Consider the following 18,583-nt stretch of genomic DNA (forward strand, 5'->3'; position numbering starts at 1 on the left):
CCCAGCGCGGCGATCGATCGCACGGCCCGGCAGGCGCGGGCTACGCAGCCGCTCCCAGGAGCCGGATGCCCGTCTGCCCTTCCCGCTCCAGCTGGGCGACCAGGCCCAGCTCCCAGTCCAGGTATTCACGGAAGCCCGCGTCCCGCAATGACAGGTCCCGATGCGCGTACGGGCTGTACCAGTGGTCGTCGTCGCCGGTGAGCACGCCGGCATCGCCCGCTTCCACCGGCAGGCCGGCAGCGGCCCAGGCGGCGGTGCCGCCGGCGATGGCGCGCACGTCGCGGCCGGTGCGGGCTGCCAGTTCGGGTGCCACGGTGCGGGGCAGCAGGCCGTCGGGCGAGGTGAGCAGCACCACCTGGCCATCAGGCAGATCGGCTACGAAGGCGGCGAGGCGGTCGGGCACGGCGAATCGCGCGCCGGCGATGTGCTGGCGCTCGAAGGCGGCGCGCCGGTCCACGTCGAAGACGGCGGCACGGCCCTGTTCCAGCAGCGCCTGGGCCTGCTGCGGCGACACCAGCGGCGCAGCGGCGTGGGAGGCGAGCACGCGCACCGGCTCGGAGCCGGTCTCCAGGGTGGCCAGGGGCGGCGGCGCGAACACGAACACCTCGTGGCCGCCCAGTTGCGCGAGCCAGGCGCCGGTGGTGAGGGCACGCACGCCGTCCCAGTCGGCCAGCACGATGCGTGCGCCGCGCGTACCGGCGTACTCGTCGGTGGCCTGCACCAATTGGCCGCCGGGGGCCCAGCGCCAGCCTTCGAGGTGGCCGGCCTCGTATTCCTCGCGCGTGCGCACGTCGAAGCGGTAGAGCGTGCGCTCATGGGCCTGGGCCTCCAGGCGCGCCAGGCCGGCGGCATCGATGCGCTGGACCCCGGCACGCTGCGCCACGGCGGCCGCGCGCTCGCGGGCGACCGCAAGGGTGTCCGGCGAGGGCTCGGGCAGCGGCGTGGTGCGGCCGTGCGCGAGCGTGCGGCCGGTGAGCAGCCAGTCCATGGTGCCGTTGCGCAGCGAGGCCACGCGGTTGGGAATGCCGGCATCGATCAGCGTCTGCGCGCCGACGATGCTGCGCGTGCGGCCCGCGCAGTTCACCACCACGAAGGTCCCGGGGTCGGGCGCCAGCTCGCCGATGCGATAGACCAGCTCCGCGCCCGGCACGCTGTGCGCGAAGGGCAGGCTGAAGGCCGCGAACTCCTCGGGCGTGCGGCTGTCCACCACCACGATGTCGTCGCCGCGCGCGATGCGCTCGTGCAGCTCGCCGGAGTCGATCCAGGGCGTGTGCTTCTCATGCTCGATGACTTCGCCGAAGGCCTTGCTGGGCACGTTGGTGCCGCTGAAGATTTCGTAGCCCGCGGCGGCCCAGCCATCGGTGCCGCCCGCCAGCACGGAGACGTTGCGCCAGCCCAGGTGCACCAGCTTGGCGGCGGCCTCGTGGGCCAGCGTCTCGTCGCCGTCCACCAGCACGGTGCGCGTGCCGCGGCGTGGCACCAGCCGGTCGATCAGCAGCTCCAGCCGCCACGCCGGCGCGGAGGCCGCGAACAGGATGTGGCGGTGCGTGAACACGCCGGTCTCGCGCACGTCGAGCACGGCGATCTCTTCACCGTCGTGCAGCGCGGCCTTGAGCGCCTGCGGCGTGACGAGCGCGTGGCGGATGGACTTCGGGGGGCCGAAGGTGCGGTAGGTGCCGCCCTCGCGGGTCTCGAACACCACGCGGCCGGGCATGCGGTCCAGCGCGCGGCCGTAGAAATGCAGGTGCAGGCCGGGCTCGTCGCCCACGAGTTCGATGGTGTGCACGTCGGTGGGCGAGAGCTGCACCGAGACGCCCGGGACCACGTCCACGGTTTTTCCGGCCGCGAGCGCGTCGCGCGCCGGGTCGGCCGTGGTGCTGCGCTCGTAGAACACGTTGCGCTCATTGCCGGAGATGCCGGCGATGATGGCCCAGGTGGTGTGGTCGTGCGGCGGCTGGGCCTTGCCGGACAGGCCGGCCGACACGTAGAGCGCATGGCGCCCGCCCGGCTCCTCGCTGAGGCGGTACACCTGGGCGGGGTTGTCTTCCGACACCGGGAAATGCGCGGCGGGGAACAGTTCGCGCTGCAGGCCGAGCTGCTCGAGCGCCGAGGCCACGGCGCGCAGCTGGTCGGGCGTGGCGGCTTCGGGGTCGGGCACCAGGCGGCGCGCGGTGGCGATGAAGGCCGCCACGGCGGCGGCGCGGCGGCTGGCGATGTCGCTGCCGGAGAAGTCGAGGGAGAGGGAGGTCTGGGTCATGGGAGGCCTTTGGCAAGAGCGACCCGTACGTTAGGCACCCGGCGCACCGTTCGCCAACGAAGGAAACCGGCTATCGATATGCGGCCTGCATGGCAGGCACGCTGGCGTCATATCCATAGTCGCGAATCTTCGTTCCCCCGCGGGGGATGCAGGCCTAGGCTGAACGCAGGCTCCCGGTCCGTCCGGACCATGTCTTTTTCCCTTGCCATCTGTCCCAGGTCCGCACCATGCTCCCCTCCCGAAAGACCGTGTTCACCGCTGCCACGGCAGCGCTCGCGCTGGCCGCCTTCGCCGCCACCACCCTGCATGCCTCCCGTTCGCACGCCGCATCGGACGCGGCGGCCGGATTCCCCTCCAGGCCCGTGCGCATCATCGTTCCGGTGGCGCCCGGCGGCAGCGCGGACAAGCTCACCCGCACGCTGGCCGACCGGCTCGGCGCACTCTGGGGCCAGAGCGTGATCGTGGAAAACGTGGCCGGTGCCAGCGGCACCATCGGCGCGGCCCGGGTGGCCAAGGCGGCGCCGGACGGCTACACGCTGCTGCAGCAGGGCGAGGGGCTCACGCTCAACGGCATCCTGTTCCGGGGGCTGCCCTACGACACGGACAAGAGCTTCACGCCCATCATCAAGGCGGTGGTGAATCCGCAGATCCTCGTGGTGCATCCGGCGACCGGCATCACCAGCCTGGCCGACTACGTGGCGCGGGCCCGGGCCCGGCCCGAAAGCATCAGCCTGGGGCTGCCGGGCAATGGCGGCATCGCCCACGTGGCGCACGAGATCCTGTCGCAGGAGACGGGCGCGCGGGTGAACTACATCCCCTACCCCGGCGGCGGCCCGGCCACGGTGGACGTGCTGGCCGGCCACACGGATGCGACCCTGATCACCCTGGCCGCCGTGACCGACCATGTGCGCGCCGGCAAGCTGCGGGCCCTGGCCGTGACTACCAGCTACCGGTCCCCCGCCCTGCCCACGGTGCCCACCGTGGCCGAAGCCGGCGGGCCGCCCGGGTTCTCGGTGGAAAGCTGGCAGGGCTACTTCGCGCCGGCCGGCACGCCGCCCGCCATCGTGGAGAAAATCAACCGCGACATCGCTACCGTGCTGCAAGCGCCCGACGTGCGTGCGCAACTGGAATCCCAGGGCTTCCAGGTGGCCGGCGGATCGCCCGGCGACCTCGCGCAGAGCCTGCGGGCGGAACAGCCGCGTTATGCGCAGGCCATCAGGACGGCGGGGCTGGCGTTGCGTTGAGGTCGGGGCACTCCTCTTGCCGGGCGGAGGTACGATCCAACAGTCGTTTTCTTCATCCTTTTTGCCCAGCATGAATTTCTCCGAGCGCCTGAAGCAACTCCCCTCCGTCGCCCACCTTTCCGCCCTGCACTTGCTGGGGCCCGACGGCGAGACCGTCGCCACGCTGGAGAACAAGCCTGGCCAGGCCGGCTCGCTGGCCGTGTACCACGCGCTGGGCCAGTTGTACGGCGGCCGCATCACGCCTGCCGCAGCCACGCTGGGACTGGAGTGGTATGCGGAGCACACTGCGGATGCACAGGCGCACCCCGGCAAGCATCCCAACATCGACCGGCTGGTGGAGTGGGCGAAGGGCAACGTGGCCTATGGGGTGCGGCTGGTGCCCGCGATTTCACCCTGACGATGCGGCTTGAGCAACTGCCCTGCCATCACCGTGTTGCCGAGGCGAGGCAGTGCGCTCGGTCGATGGCTTTGTCAGACGAACCTCTGTGGCATGAAAATGAATGCCGTGGCGATGTTGGAGGCCAGCAGCAGCCAGGCTGCGGTTGCGAGCGCGGAAAAACGCCAAGCGTAGGCGCGCTGCACCAAAACCGACCCACGGAAAAAACAAGCCATCACAGGAACCATCGCTGCGCTGGCCACCAACCAGACCAGAGCGAAGCTCCCGAACCGCGCGAATCCGGTCTGCAGGCGCATTCCTGTCAGCATGCTCCCCAAATAAACCAATATGACCCAGGCGGCAGCCTCGACCCACCACAGACGGGTCGCGCCGGCCCAAACGGGATTTCGATGGGCCAGCAGTCGCAGGTAAAGGAAACCGAGGCAAACCAGGGCGGCCAGGAAAACCGTCGCACTTGCGACGATCGACAACTCCTGCCACGCACCGATACAGAGATAGAAAAACGGCACAATCGCCAAGCCGAGCATGACGGAAGCCAAGCCAAGTGCGCCCCAACGGTCGCAAGAATGTCGTTGCATCATTTCTTTCATACTGCAGGCACTTCGTAGCTTCTGGTCAATACCACCCGAGTGACCAACGGAGGGTAGGCGAACTGGTGCTGTAGTTGCCACCAAGCCGTGATGCCGACTCTTTGGGCGAAAGAAAAACCACCATCGGATTGAGCGCCATATTCTCTCAAGTCATCATCATCCAGGCCAAACACGTCGTACAAGACAAACTTCAATGTTATTTGGTACTGACTTCTCTCACGATCATACCCGTAGGCGGTGGCTATCACATAGACATGCTGGACGCCGTTGATCATCAGGCCGAGGCCGTTGCCATAGTCCTGGGTAGCGAAAAATTGGCTGCCGGCATTAAACGCAGGCACTCCCAAGTCCATCGGCACGTGCAGGTTCCTGATGTTCCAGTCAGCATTCTTGAGTGCTTGGTGAATACGAATCCTGCCAGTGGTTTTGTAGGGAGAATTGGGAGCGGACAGCGCCGCACTGCAGAAATACTCCATATTGCATGACTGGAGACCAACCCGGTCAAACGTGGATCTTCAAAATACTCAACGCCCTTCCGATGTTCTCTCAAAAACTCAGAGAATAGCGTTCGTGCCACTCCGGTCGTATCTGCCTTTGCAAAAATTCCCAACAGCTTTTCCATCTTGGGTTTCAGCACATCCACCGTGTCCCCGACACTCTGCCGCTGCGGCGCCGACGCTCTACAGCCATAGGTAATATCCTGTCCATATCGAGGAGCAGGAACGGAAGGCAGATGCACACCGTCGGCAAATGGATGAATGGGGGAGAGATATCTATCTTTAGCGACCGCCACGACTATGGGTTCATTTATTTCGCTGATGAATTGCATTTGCAGTAAGTGTGCGAGAGAGGTGCAGATCCCCATAACATTATTTCCCAGCCTTTACCCAACCCATCAAGCATCAAAGTATGTTTATAAAAAACTTTCATCAATTATTTTATAAAATTTATTTATGAATCAATTCCAATCAAAAGCTGGAAAAACCCGGCCACTCATAATATTTTTCGTCAAGAGAATGAAGCAAAATTTTTCATTCAAAATCCAAAATTAGGCAGAAAACGTACAAAGCTGTAAACCCTTGCACGGGAACTCACATGCATCCTGTATTTCAGCCCCCGATGTACTTCTGGAAACGCGCCGCCCGCGTTGCCGGCCTCCTGGCCCTGGCCGCCGGACTGAGCGCCTGCTCGGGCGTAGGCACCCTGAATGCACTCACGGCGCGCAGCGCCGCCGCGGTGGAGACCGGCGTGGCCTACGGCCCCCTGCCCCGGCAGCGGCTGGATGTGTACCGCCCCTCGGTGGCCGCCCCGGCCGGCGGCTGGCCGGTCGTGGTGTTCTTTTACGGCGGCACCTGGAACAGCGGGGAACGGGGCGATTACCTGTTCCTGGGCCAGGCGCTGGCGTCGCGCGGGGTGCTGGCGCTGGTGGCGGACTACCGGCTGTACCCGGAGGTGCGGTATCCGGATTTCGTGGCCGACAGCGCGCTGGCGGTGGCCTATGGGCTGGAGCATGCGGCACAGCTCGGCGGCGATCCGCGCCGGGTGTTCGCGATGGGGCACAGCGCGGGCGGTTACAACGCGGCGATGGTCGCGCTGGACCCGCGCTGGCTGGCAGCCACGGGGCATGCACCGTGGGAGCTGGCCGGCTGGATCGGCCTGGCGGGACCGTACGACTTCTTTCCCACGGACAACCCGCAAGCGCAGCCGGTGTTCTTCCACCCGAACTACCCCGCGCGTGCGCAGCCGATCGAGTTCGCGCACCCGGCCGTGCCCGCGCAGGTGCCGCGGGCCTTCCTGGGTGCGCCGGAAAAGGACCGGCTGGTGAGCCCGCAGCGCAGCACGCTGCAATTGGCGCAGGCGCTGAAGGCGGCGGGCGTGCCGGTGGTGCTGCAGCTGTATCCGCGTGCCAGCCACACGACGCTGGTGGGCGCGTTCGCCTGGCCGCTGCGCTGGGTGGCGCCGGTGCTGGACGATGTGGCCGGGTTCATCGCCTCGGCCCCGCCCGCGGCGCCGGCACCGAAGCTGCGGGAAGCCCCGCTTGAAGGAGCATCGGCGGGCGGCTAAGTTGGCGGCTTTCCCCGTTCTGCGCGCCCTGCGCAAGGAGAGACCCATGCCTGCTTCCACCCCCGACGGCCCCGCCGGTACCGGCACCGTGACCCTGCACCGCGTGCTGCGCGCGCCGGCCGAGCGGATCTACCGGGCCTTCCTGGAGCCGGACGCGATGGTGAAGTGGCTGCCGCCGCATGGCTTCACCGGCCGGGTGCTGGAGATGGATGCCCGCGTGGGCGGACGCTACCGCATGCAGTTCACCCACTGGGGCAACGGGCAGGTGCATGCGTTCGGCGGCGAATACCTGGAGCTGGTGCCGGGCAAGCGCATCGTGCATACCGACCGTTTCGATGCGACAGGCCTGCCCGGGGAGATGCGCACCACGGTCGAGTTCCGTGCCGTGTCCGTGGGCACGGAGTTGCGTGTGGTGCAGGAAGGCATTCCCGCCATGATTCCCGTCGAGGCCTGCTATCTCGGGTGGCAGGAGTCGCTGCAGTTGCTGGCGCTGCTGGTGGAGCCGGAGATTCCTGGCTGATTCAGAGTTGCGACCCGAGCAGGCCGGTGATGCGCTCGGCGATCCGCTCCCGCAGAGGCCGGTTCAGCCATTCCTGGTGCGTGACCCGGCGGGACTGGCGGATGTCCTGCTCGAAGACCTCGGTCTGGCGACGGGCGAAGGCCTCGTCATAGACGTTGAGGTTGGCCTCGTCGTTGAGCCGGAAGGAGCGGTTGTCGAAGTTGGTGGAGCCGACCGAGACGATGCGCTGGTCCACGATCATGACCTTGCAGTGGTACATGGTGGGGCCGTAGGTGTAGATCTCCGCGCCCGCCTCCAGCAGCGGGCCCCAGGTGCCGCGCGATGCGGCCTTGACGGTTTCGGTATCGGTGTGCTCGCCCGGGGTGACGATGCGCACGCGCACGCCGCGGCGCAGAGCGTCCAGCAGCAGGGTGCGGGTGAGTTCGTCCGGCACGAAATACGCCGCGGAGAGGTCGATGCTGCGCTCGGCCGCGGTGACGGCCATGTGGTACATGAGCTGCATGCTCTCGCTGCCGCTCGACGGCGAGCTGGAGAACATCTGCGCGCGCTGCGTGCCCGCGGGCTCGAGCCTGGGGAAATACGCATCGCCATGCAGCACCCTGCCGGTGACCTTGAGCCAGTTGTCGAGGAAGGTGGCCTGCAGGTGCGCCACCGCGGGGCCGCGCACGAGGTAGTGCGAGTCGCGCCAGTGGTCCGGGTCCTGCGCGTTGCCGGTCCACTGGGGCGCAATGCCCACGCCGCCCGTGAAGCCCGCCACGCCATCGACGACGAGCAGCTTGCGGTGCGTGCGGTTGTTGAGCCGCGCGAGGTTGTACCAGTGGGGCTTGTGGAATTTCTCGATCTCCACGCCGGCGGCGCGCATCTCGTCGAGGTAGCTGTCCTCCATCTTGGAGCTGCCCACCCAGTCGAGCAGCACGTGCACCTTGACGCCCGCGCGGGCACGCTCGCTCAAAGCATCGGCGAACTGCTTGCCGATGTCGCCGGACCAGTAGATGTAGGTCTCGAAGGTGATGGAGCGGCGTGCGGCGCGGATGGCGGCGAGCATGGGCGGGAAGATGCGGTCGCCGTTCTGCAGGTCCATCACGTCGTTGCCGTCCACGATGGAGGGCCCCAGCAGGTTGCCCATGGCCCGCTCGAACTGGGGGCTGGACGTGCCGTAGAGGCGCGGAAGCTGCTGGCGGACCTGCGGTTCGCCCGCGGTGAAATTGAGTGCCAGCAGCGCCGCGGCAGCGGTCGCGATGAAGGTGATCAGCGCTGTGCGCAGCGTGCGGCCGGGTGTCTGCATGGCAGGGGATTGTGGAAGCCGCGGCGGGCCGCCCCTGTAGGCCGGCGCCTCCAGCCGCCTACACTGGCGGGCCTACCCGGACGGGCGCCGCGCGCGCCATCGACTGACTTCCTGCAGACCATGCCTTCGCCATCCTCCCGCTTCGCCTTCCCTCCCCTGCCCTCCCCGGACACCGCCGGGCCTTCCGGCACTATCGCCGGTCCATGGATGCCCTCGCGCCGCGCGGCGTTGGTTGCCGGCGCCGCGCTGGCAGCCGCCGTGCGGACGGGTGCGGTGCAGGCGAAACCGGCCGCGGGCCATGCACCGGAAGGCGTGTGGCCCCGGGCGCTGCAGGTGCCGGGCGGCGTGGCGCGCCTGTCGCTGGGCCCGGCGGCGCAGCGGCCCCAGGCCCACGCGGGCGAGGTGCCGTTGCTGGTGCTGGGCGACGCCATCGAATGGACGGCGATCGTGGGCATACCGCTGTCGGCGCCCACGGGCACGGCATCGGTGCGGGTGCAGGCCGATGGCGAGGCCCCGCGCGACATCGCCTACCGCGTGGAGCCCAAGCGGTACAAGGAGCAGCGGCTGACGGTGGCACCGCGCACTGTGGACCTGTCCGCCGAGGACAACGCGCGCTACGAGCGCGAACGGGCGCATCAACAGCAGGTGATGGCCACCTTCTCCTCGCCGCTGCCGCGCGCCGCGGACCTGGCGATGCACCAGCCGGTGCCCGGGCGGCGGTCCAGTTCGTTCGGGCTGCGGCGCGTGTTCAACGGGCAGGCGCGCAATCCGCACAGCGGCATGGACATCGCGGCGGCCACCGGCACGCCCATGGTGGCGCCGCTGCCGGGCAAGGTAATCGACACGGGGGACTATTTCTTCAACGGCGGCACGGTCTGGCTCGACCATGGCGGCGGACTGCTGACGATGTACTGCCACCTGAGCGCGATCGACGTGCAGGTGGGCGACATGCTCACGACCGGCCAGGCGTTCTGCAAGGTGGGCGCCACCGGACGCGTGACCGGGCCGCACCTGCACTGGGGCGTGATGCTGAACCGGACCATGGTGGATCCGGCGTTGTTCCTGCCGGCATGACGCGCCGAGGACATGGCGCCACGCTGCCAATGCGGCCTGGCGACGGCCGCCGCGGGCCCGGCAACCCGCGGCCCGGGGTGCGGCGAGAGCCAATGGAACGGGTCGGGCCGCCGCGCCTGCTGCGCTTCCACAAACCCTACGGCGTGCTGAGCCAGTTCACGCCCGAGGGCCGCTGGCGCGGACTGAAGGATTTCATCGACCTGCCGGGCGTGTATGTGGCCGGCCGGCTGGATGCCGACAGCGAAGGACTGCTGCTGCTGACCGACGACGGCGGGCTGCAGGCGCGCATCGCCAATCCGCGCTTCAAGATGGAGAAGACCTACTGGGTGCAGGTGGAGGGCGTGCCGGACGCCGCAGCCCTGCAGGCGCTAGAGCGCGGGGTGCAGTTGAACGACGGCCCGACGCTGCCGGCGCGCGCCCGGCGCCTGGATGCGCCGCCGCCCGTGGGCGAGCGGGAGCCACCGATACGCGTGCGGCAGCACATTCCGGACACCTGGATCGAGCTGGTGATCCGCGAGGGCCGCAACCGGCAGGTGCGGCGCATGACGGCGGCGGTGGGGCACCCTACGCTGCGGCTGGTGCGCGCGGCCATCGGCCCCTTCCCGCTCGACGGGCTGGCGCCCGGTACCTGGGCCGAGGTGGAGATTCCCGCGGCCCTGGCGGCCCGGAGGCCCGGTACCCACCGGACGTAACGCCGGATGCAACGCCGGATGCAACGCCGGATGTGACGCCGGATGTGACGCCGGACGGCACCGTGCCCGGGCGGGCCGCGCCGTGGCCACGCAGGCTGCCCAGCAGGAGAGACAATCGCGGCCATTCCACCGCGCGGCTCCTGCAGGCAGCGCCGCCGCAGCAACGCCACCCGCAAAGGACGCACATGGCAACAGGCCCATCCTCCCCTACCGATCACCAGCGCACCGGCACGCTGCCGGCGGTGGAGGAATGGTCGCTGGTACCGATCGATGGCGCGCAGCAGGCCATGCCCCCCGCAGCGGCCCCCGCGCCCGGCGGCGCGCCGGGTATTGCAGGCCCTGGCACAGTGGCCGCCACACCTGCACCGCCATCCGCACCGCCATCCGCAAGTTCACGCGCTCCGTCGCCGGCCGCCGCGGCACCCGCCCCTTCGGCCGGCACCGGCGTGCCCCGTGCGGCGGGGATGCCGTCGCGCCCATCCCGTGGCGCGCGCGACTGGCCCTGGACCTGGCTGGTGCTGGCCGGCGGCGTAGCCGTGCTCGCCGGCCTGCTCGCCTGGAAATCTGCCCACGATCGGACGCGGGCCGCCGAACGGGCGGCGCGGCTGGAAGCGGATGCCCGGGCCGCGCGCATCGCGCAGGCGGGGCAGGCGCAGGACACGGACGCAAGCATCGACGCGATCCACGGTGCCTGGCTGCGCGGCCAGGGCGCGGCGGAACTGCCCGCGGTACGGGCCATGGCGCAGGGCGGCAACACCCGGGCGATGGTGCTGCTGGGCACCATGCTGTCCGAGGCGCACGGCATTCCGAAAGACCGCGCGGAGGCGGTGCGCTGGCTGGCGCAGGCGGCGGACGGCGGCTCCGCACTCGCGGCGGTGCGGCTGGGAGCGATGTACGAGCGCGGCGGAGACGGTGAGCCGCGCCAGCTGTCGGCCGCGGAGAACTGGTACCTGCGCGCGGCGCGCCAGGGCGATGCCGCCGGGCTCTACAGCCCGGGCACGCTGTATGCGCGCGGCGGCGACACCGTGGTGCAGCGGCCGATCACCGCCTGCATGCTGATGGAGCTCGCGGCCCGCGCCCATGCGGCATCGGGCCGGGACGACGTGCTGCTGCCGGCGGGCCACAGCGCCCTGGGCGCGCGGGCCGCCCAGATGCGGCTGGCAGGCACCCTGGGCACGCAGGACGCGGCGGAAGCGCAGCGGCGCGCCGACGCCTGGAAGCCGGGCCAGCCGCTGGATCTCTGACTCCGAGCGGGCCGGCAGGTCAGTGGGTGTGCGTCACCGCCTGCGCCACCAGAGGAACAGTGCCAGGAAGGTGAGGCCGAAGAACAGCGGGATCCAGGCCATGAAGGTTTCCAGCAGCGACGAGGGGCGCATGCCGGACCAGACCTCGATGCGCACCCGGTCGATGCGCAGGTTGCGGGCCGCGGCGAATTCCGCCACGGGCGCGAGCTTGCGGTCGGTCTTGAAGCTCACGGGCGGCGCGGCGCCGGCCATTTCCACGGGCTGGCCGGCGCGCAGGCCCTTGGTCACGATCTCCGGAACGACGTTCAGGCGCGCGCCATTGTCGATGGACCAGCCCGCCATCCAGCGCGACCCGGCCTCGCCGTCGGCCAGCGCGACGCCCGAGATGCGCAGCACCACGGTGTAGGGGTTGCCGCTGGCGGGCAGGTCGATCTCCTGCCCGGTGTAGGACTGCGTGTCGGCGAACGGCATGCCGCCGGGCGGCAGGCCAGCAGCAGCGACCACGCCTTTCTTTTCCTGGAACCGTGCCAGCCGGGCCAGCGCATCCGGAGGCATTTCCTGGGAGGCGACCACGCGCCGGCCCCAGGCTTCTTCCTTCGCGTGTGCCGGCAGCGGCGCCATGCAGGCGGCGAGGAACAGCAGTGCGGCGGCGAGGCCACGGGAGCCCGGGAGGACGGCGGGGATCGGGAAAGGGTGCATGGTGCGGAGCCTGTGGCGGGATCGGTGCGGCAACGCGGCCGCGGCGGGGAGTGTATCCAGGCAGGGCATGCCAGGCCCGGCGGCGGATTCCGGGCGGCGGCGCGCGCGAAGGGGTAGCATGCGGGCCGTGCCTGTTCCTCCGTCCCCCCCGCCCTCCGCCATCTCGACACCCCGCTCCTCCAGCATCTACCGGCATCCCGGTTTTCTCGCGTTCATCGTGGCACGGGTGGCCGCCATGTTCGCCACGCAGGTGCAAGCGGTGGTGGTGGCCTGGCAGGTGTATGACCTGACCCGCGAGCCGATGGCGCTGGCCTGCGTGGGGCTGGCGCAGTTCCTGCCAATGCTGGCACTGCTGCTGCCCGCGGGCGACCTGATCGATCGCGTGCAGCGCAAGCGCATCCTGTGCGCCAGCTGGGCCGTGGGCGCCGTGTGCAGCGCGGCGCTGTGGTGGCTCGCGGGGCACGGTACCGCGGGGGTCACGGGCATCTACGCGGTGCTGGTGCTGTTCGGCGCCTCGCGCGCTTTCTCGGCCCCTGCCCTGCAGAGCCTGCTGCCGCAGGTGGTGCCGCGCGAGCGGCTGGCCTCGGCCATCGCCGCCAACTCCATGCTGATGCGCACCGCGGCCATCGCCGGCCCGTTCCTGGGCGGCCTGCTGTACGCGGCCGGCGGCGGCGAGCTGACGTATGCCGTATGCCTGGTGGCGTTCGCCGTGGGGGCCGCGCTGATGCTGCGGGTGCCGGTGGCGCATGCTGCCCCGCCGGGGCCGATGCTGGGCACGATGCGCGAGCGGTTCGGCGAAGGCATCCGTTTCATCCGGTCGCGGCCCATCATCCTGGGCACGATCTCTCTGGACCTGTTCGCCGTGCTGCTGGGCGGCGTGATCGCGCTACTGCCCATCTACGCGCACGAGGTGCTGCACGTGGGACCGGAAGGCCTGGGTGCACTGCGCAGCGCCATGGCCATGGGCGAGGTGGGCATGGGCCTGTACCTGAGCCTGCGGCCGTTCAACCGCCGGGTGGGGGTGACGATGTTCGTCGCGGTGGCCATCTTCGGCGTGGCCAACCTGGTGTTCGCGTTCTCGACCGTGTTCTGGCTGTCGTTCGCGGCGCTGGTGGTCGCGGGCGCGGCGGACATGGTGAGCGTGTACATCCGCGGCTCGCTGGTGCAGTTCTCCACGCCCGATGCCATGCGCGGCCGGGTGAGCGCGGTGAACATGCTGTTCATCGGCTCCTCCAACGAGCTGGGGGAATTCCGCGCCGGCACCAGCGCCGCCTGGCTGGGCACCGTGCCCGCTGCCGTGGTGGGTGGACTGTGCACGCTCGGCGTGGTGGGGGCCTGGGCCTGGATGTTCAAGCCGCTGCGGCGGGTGGACCGCTTCGAGGAGGCATCGCCCCAGGCGGGTGCCGAGCCGCGCCATCGCCACTGATTCTCAATAACCACATCGATGATGTGGTATTTTTACCAATTCACTGCCGCGCTCTTTTGCGGAATTCGGGGCTTCTACTGAAATGCGGGACCATCGTTCTCTGATGGAATCAATTTTTCGGGAGAACCTTATGAACAAAGATGCAAAAGTGCGCACGCAGCTGATGGTGGCTTTCGGCACGATGGGGGTGCTGATCCTCTTCATGTCGCTGTTCGGCCTCACGGCGCTGGGCGACGCGACCACGCGCTTCCAGGGCTATGTGCACGGCATCGGGGCGCGCACCGCGGTCACGGCCCAGTTGCGCACCGCCATCGACGAGCGCGCCATCGCCGCGCGCAACATCGTCCTGGCGACCACGCCGGCCGACGTGCAGACCGAGAAGTCGCGCGGCGAGCAGGCCCATGCCCAGGTCCAGAAATCGATGGCGGAGCTCAAGCAACTGATGGCGCAGGCCACGGACACCTCCGACAAGGCGCGCGCGCTGGTGGCGCAGATGGACCGGATCGAGCAGAGCTATGCGCCCATCGCGCTCGGCATCATCGACCTGGCGGCGCGCGGCGAGCGTGAAGCCGCCATCACCAAGCTGAACCGCGAATGCCGCCCGCTGCTCGACCAGTTCGCGGCCGTCACCTCCGAATACGCACAGCTGTCCCAGAGCAAGGCCCACGAGCTGGCCAACGACGCCGAGGACCGGCTCGGGACGGAACGGGCCGCGCTGATCGCCGCCGCCGTGCTGGCGTTCGTCATCGCCACCGTGGCGGGCCTCGTCATCACGCGCCGGCTGACCGGCGCACTGGGCGGCGAACCTGCGGAACTGCGGCAGATCGCCGAGCAGGTGGCCAGCGGCGACCTCTCCCCCATGCAGCGCCAGGGCGCGATCGTGCCCGGCAGCGTGCTGGCCTCGCTGGCGAGCATGCATGCGACGCTGGCGCACATCGTGACCGACGTGCGGCTCGCTTCGGACTCGATCACCACGGGATCCGGCGAGATCGCCACCGGCAACGCGGACCTGAGCCGGCGCACGGAGCTGCAGGCCAGCGCCCTGCAGGAGACGGCATCGGCCATGGAGCAGCTGAGCGCGACGGTGCGCCACAACGCGGACAACGCCCGCGCCGCGAGCCAGCTGGCGACCGGCGCCACCGACGTGGCGAACCGCGGCGGGCAGATCGTCGAGCAGGTGGTGGACACCATGCAGGAGATCAGCGCCAGCTCCCGCCAGATCACGGACATCACCGGCGTGATCGACAGCATCGCCTTCCAGACCAACATCCTGGCGCTGAACGCGGCCGTGGAGGCGGCGCGCGCGGGCGAACAGGGGCGCGGCTTCGCCGTGGTCGCCGCCGAGGTGCGCACGCTGGCGCAGCGCAGCGCGCAGGCGGCCAAGGAGATCCGGGCGCTGATCCTGGGCAGCGTGGAGAAGGTGGACCGGGGAGCGGCCCTGGTCTCCCAGGCGGGCACCACCATGTCCGAGATCGTGACGGAGATCCGCCGCGTGAGCGAGATCGTGGGCGAGATCAGCGTGGCGAGCGCCGAGCAGAGCGACGGCGTGCTGCAGGTGGGCCAGGCCGTGGCGCAGATGGACCAGGCCACGCAGCAGAATGCCGCGCTGGTGGAGGAAGGCGCTGCGGCGGCGGCCAGCCTGCGCGACCAGGCCCGGCGGCTGGACCAATCGGTGTCGGTTTTCCGGGTGCCGGGTCTCGCCGGCGGCGCGGCGTCCGCGCACCGGCTGGCGATGTCCTGACCGGGCGCGGGGCAAGGCCCGCGTCGCCCCGGAGGCCACGGATCGGTGGACTGTGCATAGCGTGAACAGGCCCTAGAATCCGCGCCACCCTTCCCTCCGCTCGACGCGCTTTGTCCATGCATTCCGCCACGGCCCGCGGCCCAGCCGCCCTTTCCCGCTCCCGCCGCAGGCCGGCCCGGGCCACCGGATGGATGGCCGGGCTGCTGCTGGCGGCCTGGGCCGCCGCGGCCATGGGCGCGCCGCCCGTCAAGGCACGGGAACCGGCCCGGCCCGCACCGCGGGCAGCCGAGCCACCGGCACTGCATGTCTGGCACTGCTGGGCCTCGCCCGGCGAGCACCAGCGCAGCGAAGTGCTGGCGCGGCATCTGGCGCGGCACGGCCTGCACTGGACGATCGAGGAGCCGGTCTGCGGCAACGGCAACAGCGCGCTGTCGGTGTTCACCCAGCGTTTCCAGCACCGCCTGCCCCGTCCCGCCGCGGTGATGACAGCGGGCGAAGGCGCGCCGCCGCTGGCTGCCAAGGGCCTGCTGCTGCCGCTGGACGCGGTCGCGCGCGAGCAGGAGTGGGAAGAGGTGGTGCCCCACGCGCTGCAGGAATGGGCGCGGTTTCGCGGCCACTGGATCGCGGCGCCGCTGTCCGTGCATTCCACCAACCTGCTGTGGTTCAACAAGCCGCTGCTCGACCGCCTGGGCGGTACCGTGCCCGATACCTGGGACGAACTGCTTGCGCTGCTCGCCCGCGCGCAGGAGGCGGGCATCGTGCCGGTGGGGATCGGCGCCGATGCGTGGGAATACTCGTTCTGGTTCGAGTCCGTGGCGGCCGGCGCGGGCGGCGCGGAGTTCTACCGGCGGTTCTTCCTGGAGCATGACCGGCGTGCCTACGACGAGGCCGTGGTGATGCGCATCTTCGCGCGCATGGCGCAGCTGCGGCCCTACCTGCGCGCCAACGCAGCATCGCGCGACTGGAGCAGCGCCAGCGGCCTGGTCGAGCAGGGCAAGGCGCTGCTGCAGATGCAGGGCAGCTGGCTGAACGGCGAGCTGCGCCAGCGCGGGATGGAGGCCGGGCAGGACTACCTGTGCCCGCGTTTCCCGGACACGCAGGGCATGGTGCTCTACATCGGCGACCAGATCGGCTTCGTGCGCGGCGCGCAGGTGGACCCGGCCGCGCAGCGGGCCTTCATGCGCATGGCGATGGACCCGGACTTCCAGCGCGAGATGGGCATTGCCAGCGGCGCGGCGCCCGCGCGCGTGGATGTGCCCGACACCGGCGCGGACGCCTGCGGCCGCCAGGCCATCCGGGACCTGCGCAGCGCCAACATGCGGCGTACCGTGCTCGCGTCCTTCTCGGCGCTGTCCCCGCGCTCGGTGCAGCAGCACATCAACGACATCGTCATGCAGCACCTGCAGGGCCGCATCGACGACGCGCGCGCCACGCAGCGGCTCAAGGACCTGTTCCTGGGCACCGGACCGGTCGGTCCCGAACGGTGACGGCGCCGGCGCGGCGCCGGCCATTTGCTATTCATCCAATAGCACCCTATCCATTACAGGCTACGGATTCCGCGCTTTTCTCCTGATGAGATGCAGGGCACGCGGCGATACATCTGTGTCCGCCGGGTAAAACCTCGCCAGCCCCCTTGCGGGGCCCCGCGCGGCGGCGCACCATGCGCGCCACAGCCACTCTTCCTCCAACACCATGCTGTCCTTCGTGAACGCCGCTGCTGCCCGTGCCGCGTCCCTGCGCGGCCCCGAAGATCCGGAGCCCGGGCATCCCGTCATCGGGCGCCGCCAATGGCTCGCCACCGCCGCCGTGGGGCTGTGCGGTGCCGCCGGGCTCACGCTGGCCGCGCCGCCCGGTGCCTTCGCCGCCGAAAGCGACCGCGATGCGCCCCGCTCCCCCGCGGAGGGCGCGCGCCTGCTGGACCGGCTCACCTGGGGCGCCAATGCCGCGGCGCTGGAGGGCCTGCAGCGCGTCGGCCCCGCGGCCACGGTGGCGGCACTGCTGCGTCCCGCGCCGAACGCCCCGCTGCCGCCCGAGGCGCAGGCGCAGATCGATGCCATGGCCATCACCCGCACGCCGATGGAAACCCTGGCCATCGACATGCAGGCGCGCCAGCAAGCCATCAAGAACGAACCCACCGAAGACGCCCGCAAGGCCGCCCAGGACGCCTACCAGCGCGACATGCGGGCCCTGCAGCGCGAGGCCGAGCGGCGCTTCGTGCTGCGGGCCGTGTACTCCCCGGCGCAGCTGCAGGAGAAGATGACCTGGTTCTGGATGAACCATTTCAACGTGTTCGCCGGCAAGGCGGACATCCGCGCCATGGTGGGCGACTACGAGGACCGCGCCATCCGCCCGCATGCACTGGGGCGATTCCGCGACCTGCTGGGCGCCACGGTGCGGCATCCGGCCATGCTGCGCTACCTGGACAACGCGCAGAACGCCGCCCGCCGCATCAACGAGAACTACGCACGCGAGCTGATGGAGCTGCACACGCTGGGCGTGGACGGCGGCTACAGCCAGCACGACGTGCAGGAGATGGCGCGCGTGCTCACCGGCCACGGTGTGTCGCTGCGCCCGCTGGACGAGCCACCGCCGAAACTCAAGCCCGAATGGGCGCGCCAGTACGTGCGCCGCGGCCTGTACGAGTTCCATCCGCAGCGCCATGACTGGGATCCGAAGGAACTGCTCGGCCAGCCGCTGCAGGGCCAGGGCATGGCGGAGCTGGACGAGGCGCTGGACCGGCTCGCCCGCGCTCCGGCCACCGCCCGCTTCGTGACCCGCAAGATGGCCGCCTACCTGGTGGGCGACGCGCCGCCACCCGCGCTGCTGCAGGCGATGGCCGAGCGCTTCCAGCAGACCGATGGCCACATCGGCGCGGTGCTGCAGACGCTGTTCACGAGCGAGGCGTTCCAGGCCTCGCTCGGCACCCGGCTGCGCGACCCCGTGCAATACGTGATGGCCGGCCTGCGCCTGGGCTACTCCGACCGCGTGCTGGCCAATCCCGATCCGGCGCTCTCGTGGCTGCAGCGCCTGGCCGAGCCGCTCTACGGCCGCGTCACGCCGGACGGCTATCCGCTGGACGCCGCCGCCTGGACCAGCTCCGGCCAGATGGCCGTGCGCTTCGAGATCGCGCGGGCGCTGGGCGGGGCAGGGACCGGTGCGCTCTACCGCACCGAAGGGGCGCCGCCGCCGAAGGTGCAGCCCCCCGCGATCGCGCAGAACGCCGCCTTCCGCGCCATGGAGCCACAGCTGGCGCCGGCCACGCGGGTGGCGCTGGCGCGCGCCGGCTCGCCTGCGGAATGGAACACTTTCTTGCTGTCCGCCCCCGAATTCATGTACGCCTGATGGCCGCT

At 70.1% G+C, this 18,583-nt stretch carries 16 protein-coding genes; 11 read left to right on the plus strand and 5 right to left on the minus strand.

The window, feature by feature from the left end; all coding sequences use genetic code 11:
• Positions 1–40: 40 nt before the first annotated feature.
• Complete coding sequence (locus ACAV_RS14105) at positions 41–2,257, minus strand: rhodanese-like domain-containing protein (protein WP_013595245.1); 2,217 nt, start codon at positions 2,255–2,257, stop codon at positions 41–43.
• 227 nt (positions 2,258–2,484) lie between these two features.
• On the opposite strand from ACAV_RS14105, the gene ACAV_RS14110 reads away from it, so the two are divergent.
• The gene (locus ACAV_RS14110; RefSeq protein ID WP_013595246.1) at positions 2,485–3,501 is read left to right on the plus strand and encodes a tripartite tricarboxylate transporter substrate binding protein; all 1,017 of its coding nucleotides are present in this window, start codon (positions 2,485–2,487) and stop codon (positions 3,499–3,501) included.
• Between the two features lie 70 nt (positions 3,502–3,571).
• A complete protein-coding gene (locus ACAV_RS14115) occupies positions 3,572–3,898 on the plus strand; it encodes a DUF2322 family protein (protein ID WP_013595247.1) in 327 nt (108 codons plus the stop codon).
• Positions 3,899–3,972: 74 nt separating this feature from the next.
• Here the strand turns inward: ACAV_RS14115 and ACAV_RS14120 are convergent, their stop codons facing one another.
• Both ACAV_RS14120 and ACAV_RS24140 read right to left on the minus strand, forming a co-directional pair.
• The gene (locus ACAV_RS14120) at positions 3,973–4,488 is read right to left on the minus strand and encodes a hypothetical protein (protein ID WP_244875469.1); all 516 of its coding nucleotides are present in this window, start codon (positions 4,486–4,488) and stop codon (positions 3,973–3,975) included.
• Entirely contained in the window at positions 4,485–4,964 is a 480-nt protein-coding gene (locus tag ACAV_RS24140; RefSeq protein WP_244875470.1) for a hypothetical protein, read from the minus strand. The genes ACAV_RS14120 and ACAV_RS24140 overlap by 4 nt, the downstream gene beginning before the upstream one ends.
• A gap of 619 nt (positions 4,965–5,583) precedes the next feature.
• Here ACAV_RS24140 and ACAV_RS14130 point away from each other — a divergent pair.
• Both ACAV_RS14130 and ACAV_RS14135 read left to right on the plus strand, forming a co-directional pair.
• On the plus strand, positions 5,584–6,552 hold the full coding sequence (locus ACAV_RS14130; protein ID WP_244875471.1) for an alpha/beta hydrolase: 969 nt from the start codon (positions 5,584–5,586) through the stop codon (positions 6,550–6,552).
• Positions 6,553–6,598: 46 nt separating this feature from the next.
• Positions 6,599–7,072: an SRPBCC family protein gene (locus ACAV_RS14135; protein ID WP_013595250.1), complete on the plus strand. Its 474-nt coding sequence runs from the start codon at positions 6,599–6,601 to the stop codon at positions 7,070–7,072.
• A 1-nt stretch (position 7,073) separates the two neighbouring features.
• On the opposite strand, the gene ACAV_RS14140 is transcribed toward ACAV_RS14135, so the two are convergent.
• A complete protein-coding gene (locus ACAV_RS14140) occupies positions 7,074–8,357 on the minus strand; it encodes a phospholipase D-like domain-containing protein (RefSeq protein WP_013595251.1) in 1,284 nt (427 codons plus the stop codon).
• A 207-nt stretch (positions 8,358–8,564) separates the two neighbouring features.
• On the opposite strand from ACAV_RS14140, the gene ACAV_RS14145 reads away from it, so the two are divergent.
• The 3 genes from ACAV_RS14145 (at position 8,565) to ACAV_RS14155 (ending at position 11,367) form a co-directional block, all read left to right on the plus strand.
• Entirely contained in the window at positions 8,565–9,431 is an 867-nt protein-coding gene (locus tag ACAV_RS14145) for a peptidoglycan DD-metalloendopeptidase family protein (protein WP_013595252.1), read from the plus strand.
• 92 nt (positions 9,432–9,523) lie between these two features.
• Positions 9,524–10,123 carry a pseudouridine synthase gene (locus ACAV_RS14150; protein ID WP_013595253.1) on the plus strand — a complete coding sequence of 200 codons (600 nt, stop codon included), beginning with the start codon at positions 9,524–9,526 and terminating at the stop codon, positions 10,121–10,123.
• A gap of 185 nt (positions 10,124–10,308) precedes the next feature.
• Entirely contained in the window at positions 10,309–11,367 is a 1,059-nt protein-coding gene (locus ACAV_RS14155; protein ID WP_085944740.1) for a tetratricopeptide repeat protein, read from the plus strand.
• A gap of 33 nt (positions 11,368–11,400) precedes the next feature.
• Here the strand turns inward: ACAV_RS14155 and ACAV_RS14160 are convergent, their stop codons facing one another.
• Positions 11,401–12,066, minus strand: coding sequence for a hypothetical protein (locus tag ACAV_RS14160; RefSeq protein ID WP_013595255.1), 666 nt, complete (start codon positions 12,064–12,066; stop codon positions 11,401–11,403).
• A gap of 118 nt (positions 12,067–12,184) precedes the next feature.
• Here ACAV_RS14160 and ACAV_RS14165 point away from each other — a divergent pair, with 118 nt between their 5' ends.
• The 4 genes from ACAV_RS14165 to ACAV_RS14180 all read left to right on the plus strand — a co-directional run bounded on the left by ACAV_RS14165 (position 12,185) and on the right by ACAV_RS14180 (position 18,575).
• Positions 12,185–13,492 carry an MFS transporter gene (locus ACAV_RS14165; RefSeq protein ID WP_013595256.1) on the plus strand — a complete coding sequence of 436 codons (1,308 nt, stop codon included), beginning with the start codon at positions 12,185–12,187 and terminating at the stop codon, positions 13,490–13,492.
• 130 nt (positions 13,493–13,622) lie between these two features.
• Positions 13,623–15,233 (plus strand): methyl-accepting chemotaxis protein, encoded by a 1,611-nt coding sequence (locus tag ACAV_RS14170; RefSeq protein WP_013595257.1) that lies wholly within the window; start codon positions 13,623–13,625, stop codon positions 15,231–15,233.
• 116 nt (positions 15,234–15,349) lie between these two features.
• Positions 15,350–16,720 carry an ABC transporter substrate-binding protein gene (locus tag ACAV_RS14175; RefSeq protein ID WP_013595258.1) on the plus strand — a complete coding sequence of 457 codons (1,371 nt, stop codon included), beginning with the start codon at positions 15,350–15,352 and terminating at the stop codon, positions 16,718–16,720.
• A 205-nt stretch (positions 16,721–16,925) separates the two neighbouring features.
• Positions 16,926–18,575 (plus strand): DUF1800 domain-containing protein, encoded by a 1,650-nt coding sequence (locus tag ACAV_RS14180; RefSeq protein WP_013595259.1) that lies wholly within the window; start codon positions 16,926–16,928, stop codon positions 18,573–18,575.
• Positions 18,576–18,583: the final 8 nt, after the last annotated feature.

This window comes from Paracidovorax avenae ATCC 19860 (assembly GCF_000176855.2).
GTDB classification, from domain to species: Bacteria; Pseudomonadota; Gammaproteobacteria; order Burkholderiales; family Burkholderiaceae_C; genus Paracidovorax; species Paracidovorax avenae.

Coding starts and splice junctions, on each gene's coding strand:
- ACAV_RS14105 (WP_013595245.1), bottom strand. CDS start 2,257: ATGACCCAGACCTCCCTCTCCCTCGACTTCTCCGGCAGCGACATCGCC.
- ACAV_RS14110 (WP_013595246.1), top strand. CDS start 2,485: ATGCTCCCCTCCCGAAAGACCGTGTTCACCGCTGCCACGGCAGCGCTC.
- ACAV_RS14115 (WP_013595247.1), top strand. CDS start 3,572: ATGAATTTCTCCGAGCGCCTGAAGCAACTCCCCTCCGTCGCCCACCTT.
- ACAV_RS14120 (WP_244875469.1), bottom strand. CDS start 4,488: ATGAAAGAAATGATGCAACGACATTCTTGCGACCGTTGGGGCGCACTT.
- ACAV_RS24140 (WP_244875470.1), bottom strand. CDS start 4,964: ATGGAGTATTTCTGCAGTGCGGCGCTGTCCGCTCCCAATTCTCCCTAC.
- ACAV_RS14130 (WP_244875471.1), top strand. CDS start 5,584: ATGCATCCTGTATTTCAGCCCCCGATGTACTTCTGGAAACGCGCCGCC.
- ACAV_RS14135 (WP_013595250.1), top strand. CDS start 6,599: ATGCCTGCTTCCACCCCCGACGGCCCCGCCGGTACCGGCACCGTGACC.
- ACAV_RS14140 (WP_013595251.1), bottom strand. CDS start 8,357: ATGCAGACACCCGGCCGCACGCTGCGCACAGCGCTGATCACCTTCATC.
- ACAV_RS14145 (WP_013595252.1), top strand. CDS start 8,565: ATGCCCTCGCGCCGCGCGGCGTTGGTTGCCGGCGCCGCGCTGGCAGCC.
- ACAV_RS14150 (WP_013595253.1), top strand. CDS start 9,524: ATGGAACGGGTCGGGCCGCCGCGCCTGCTGCGCTTCCACAAACCCTAC.
- ACAV_RS14155 (WP_085944740.1), top strand. CDS start 10,309: ATGGCAACAGGCCCATCCTCCCCTACCGATCACCAGCGCACCGGCACG.
- ACAV_RS14160 (WP_013595255.1), bottom strand. CDS start 12,066: ATGCACCCTTTCCCGATCCCCGCCGTCCTCCCGGGCTCCCGTGGCCTC.
- ACAV_RS14165 (WP_013595256.1), top strand. CDS start 12,185: ATGCGGGCCGTGCCTGTTCCTCCGTCCCCCCCGCCCTCCGCCATCTCG.
- ACAV_RS14170 (WP_013595257.1), top strand. CDS start 13,623: ATGAACAAAGATGCAAAAGTGCGCACGCAGCTGATGGTGGCTTTCGGC.
- ACAV_RS14175 (WP_013595258.1), top strand. CDS start 15,350: ATGCATTCCGCCACGGCCCGCGGCCCAGCCGCCCTTTCCCGCTCCCGC.
- ACAV_RS14180 (WP_013595259.1), top strand. CDS start 16,926: ATGCTGTCCTTCGTGAACGCCGCTGCTGCCCGTGCCGCGTCCCTGCGC.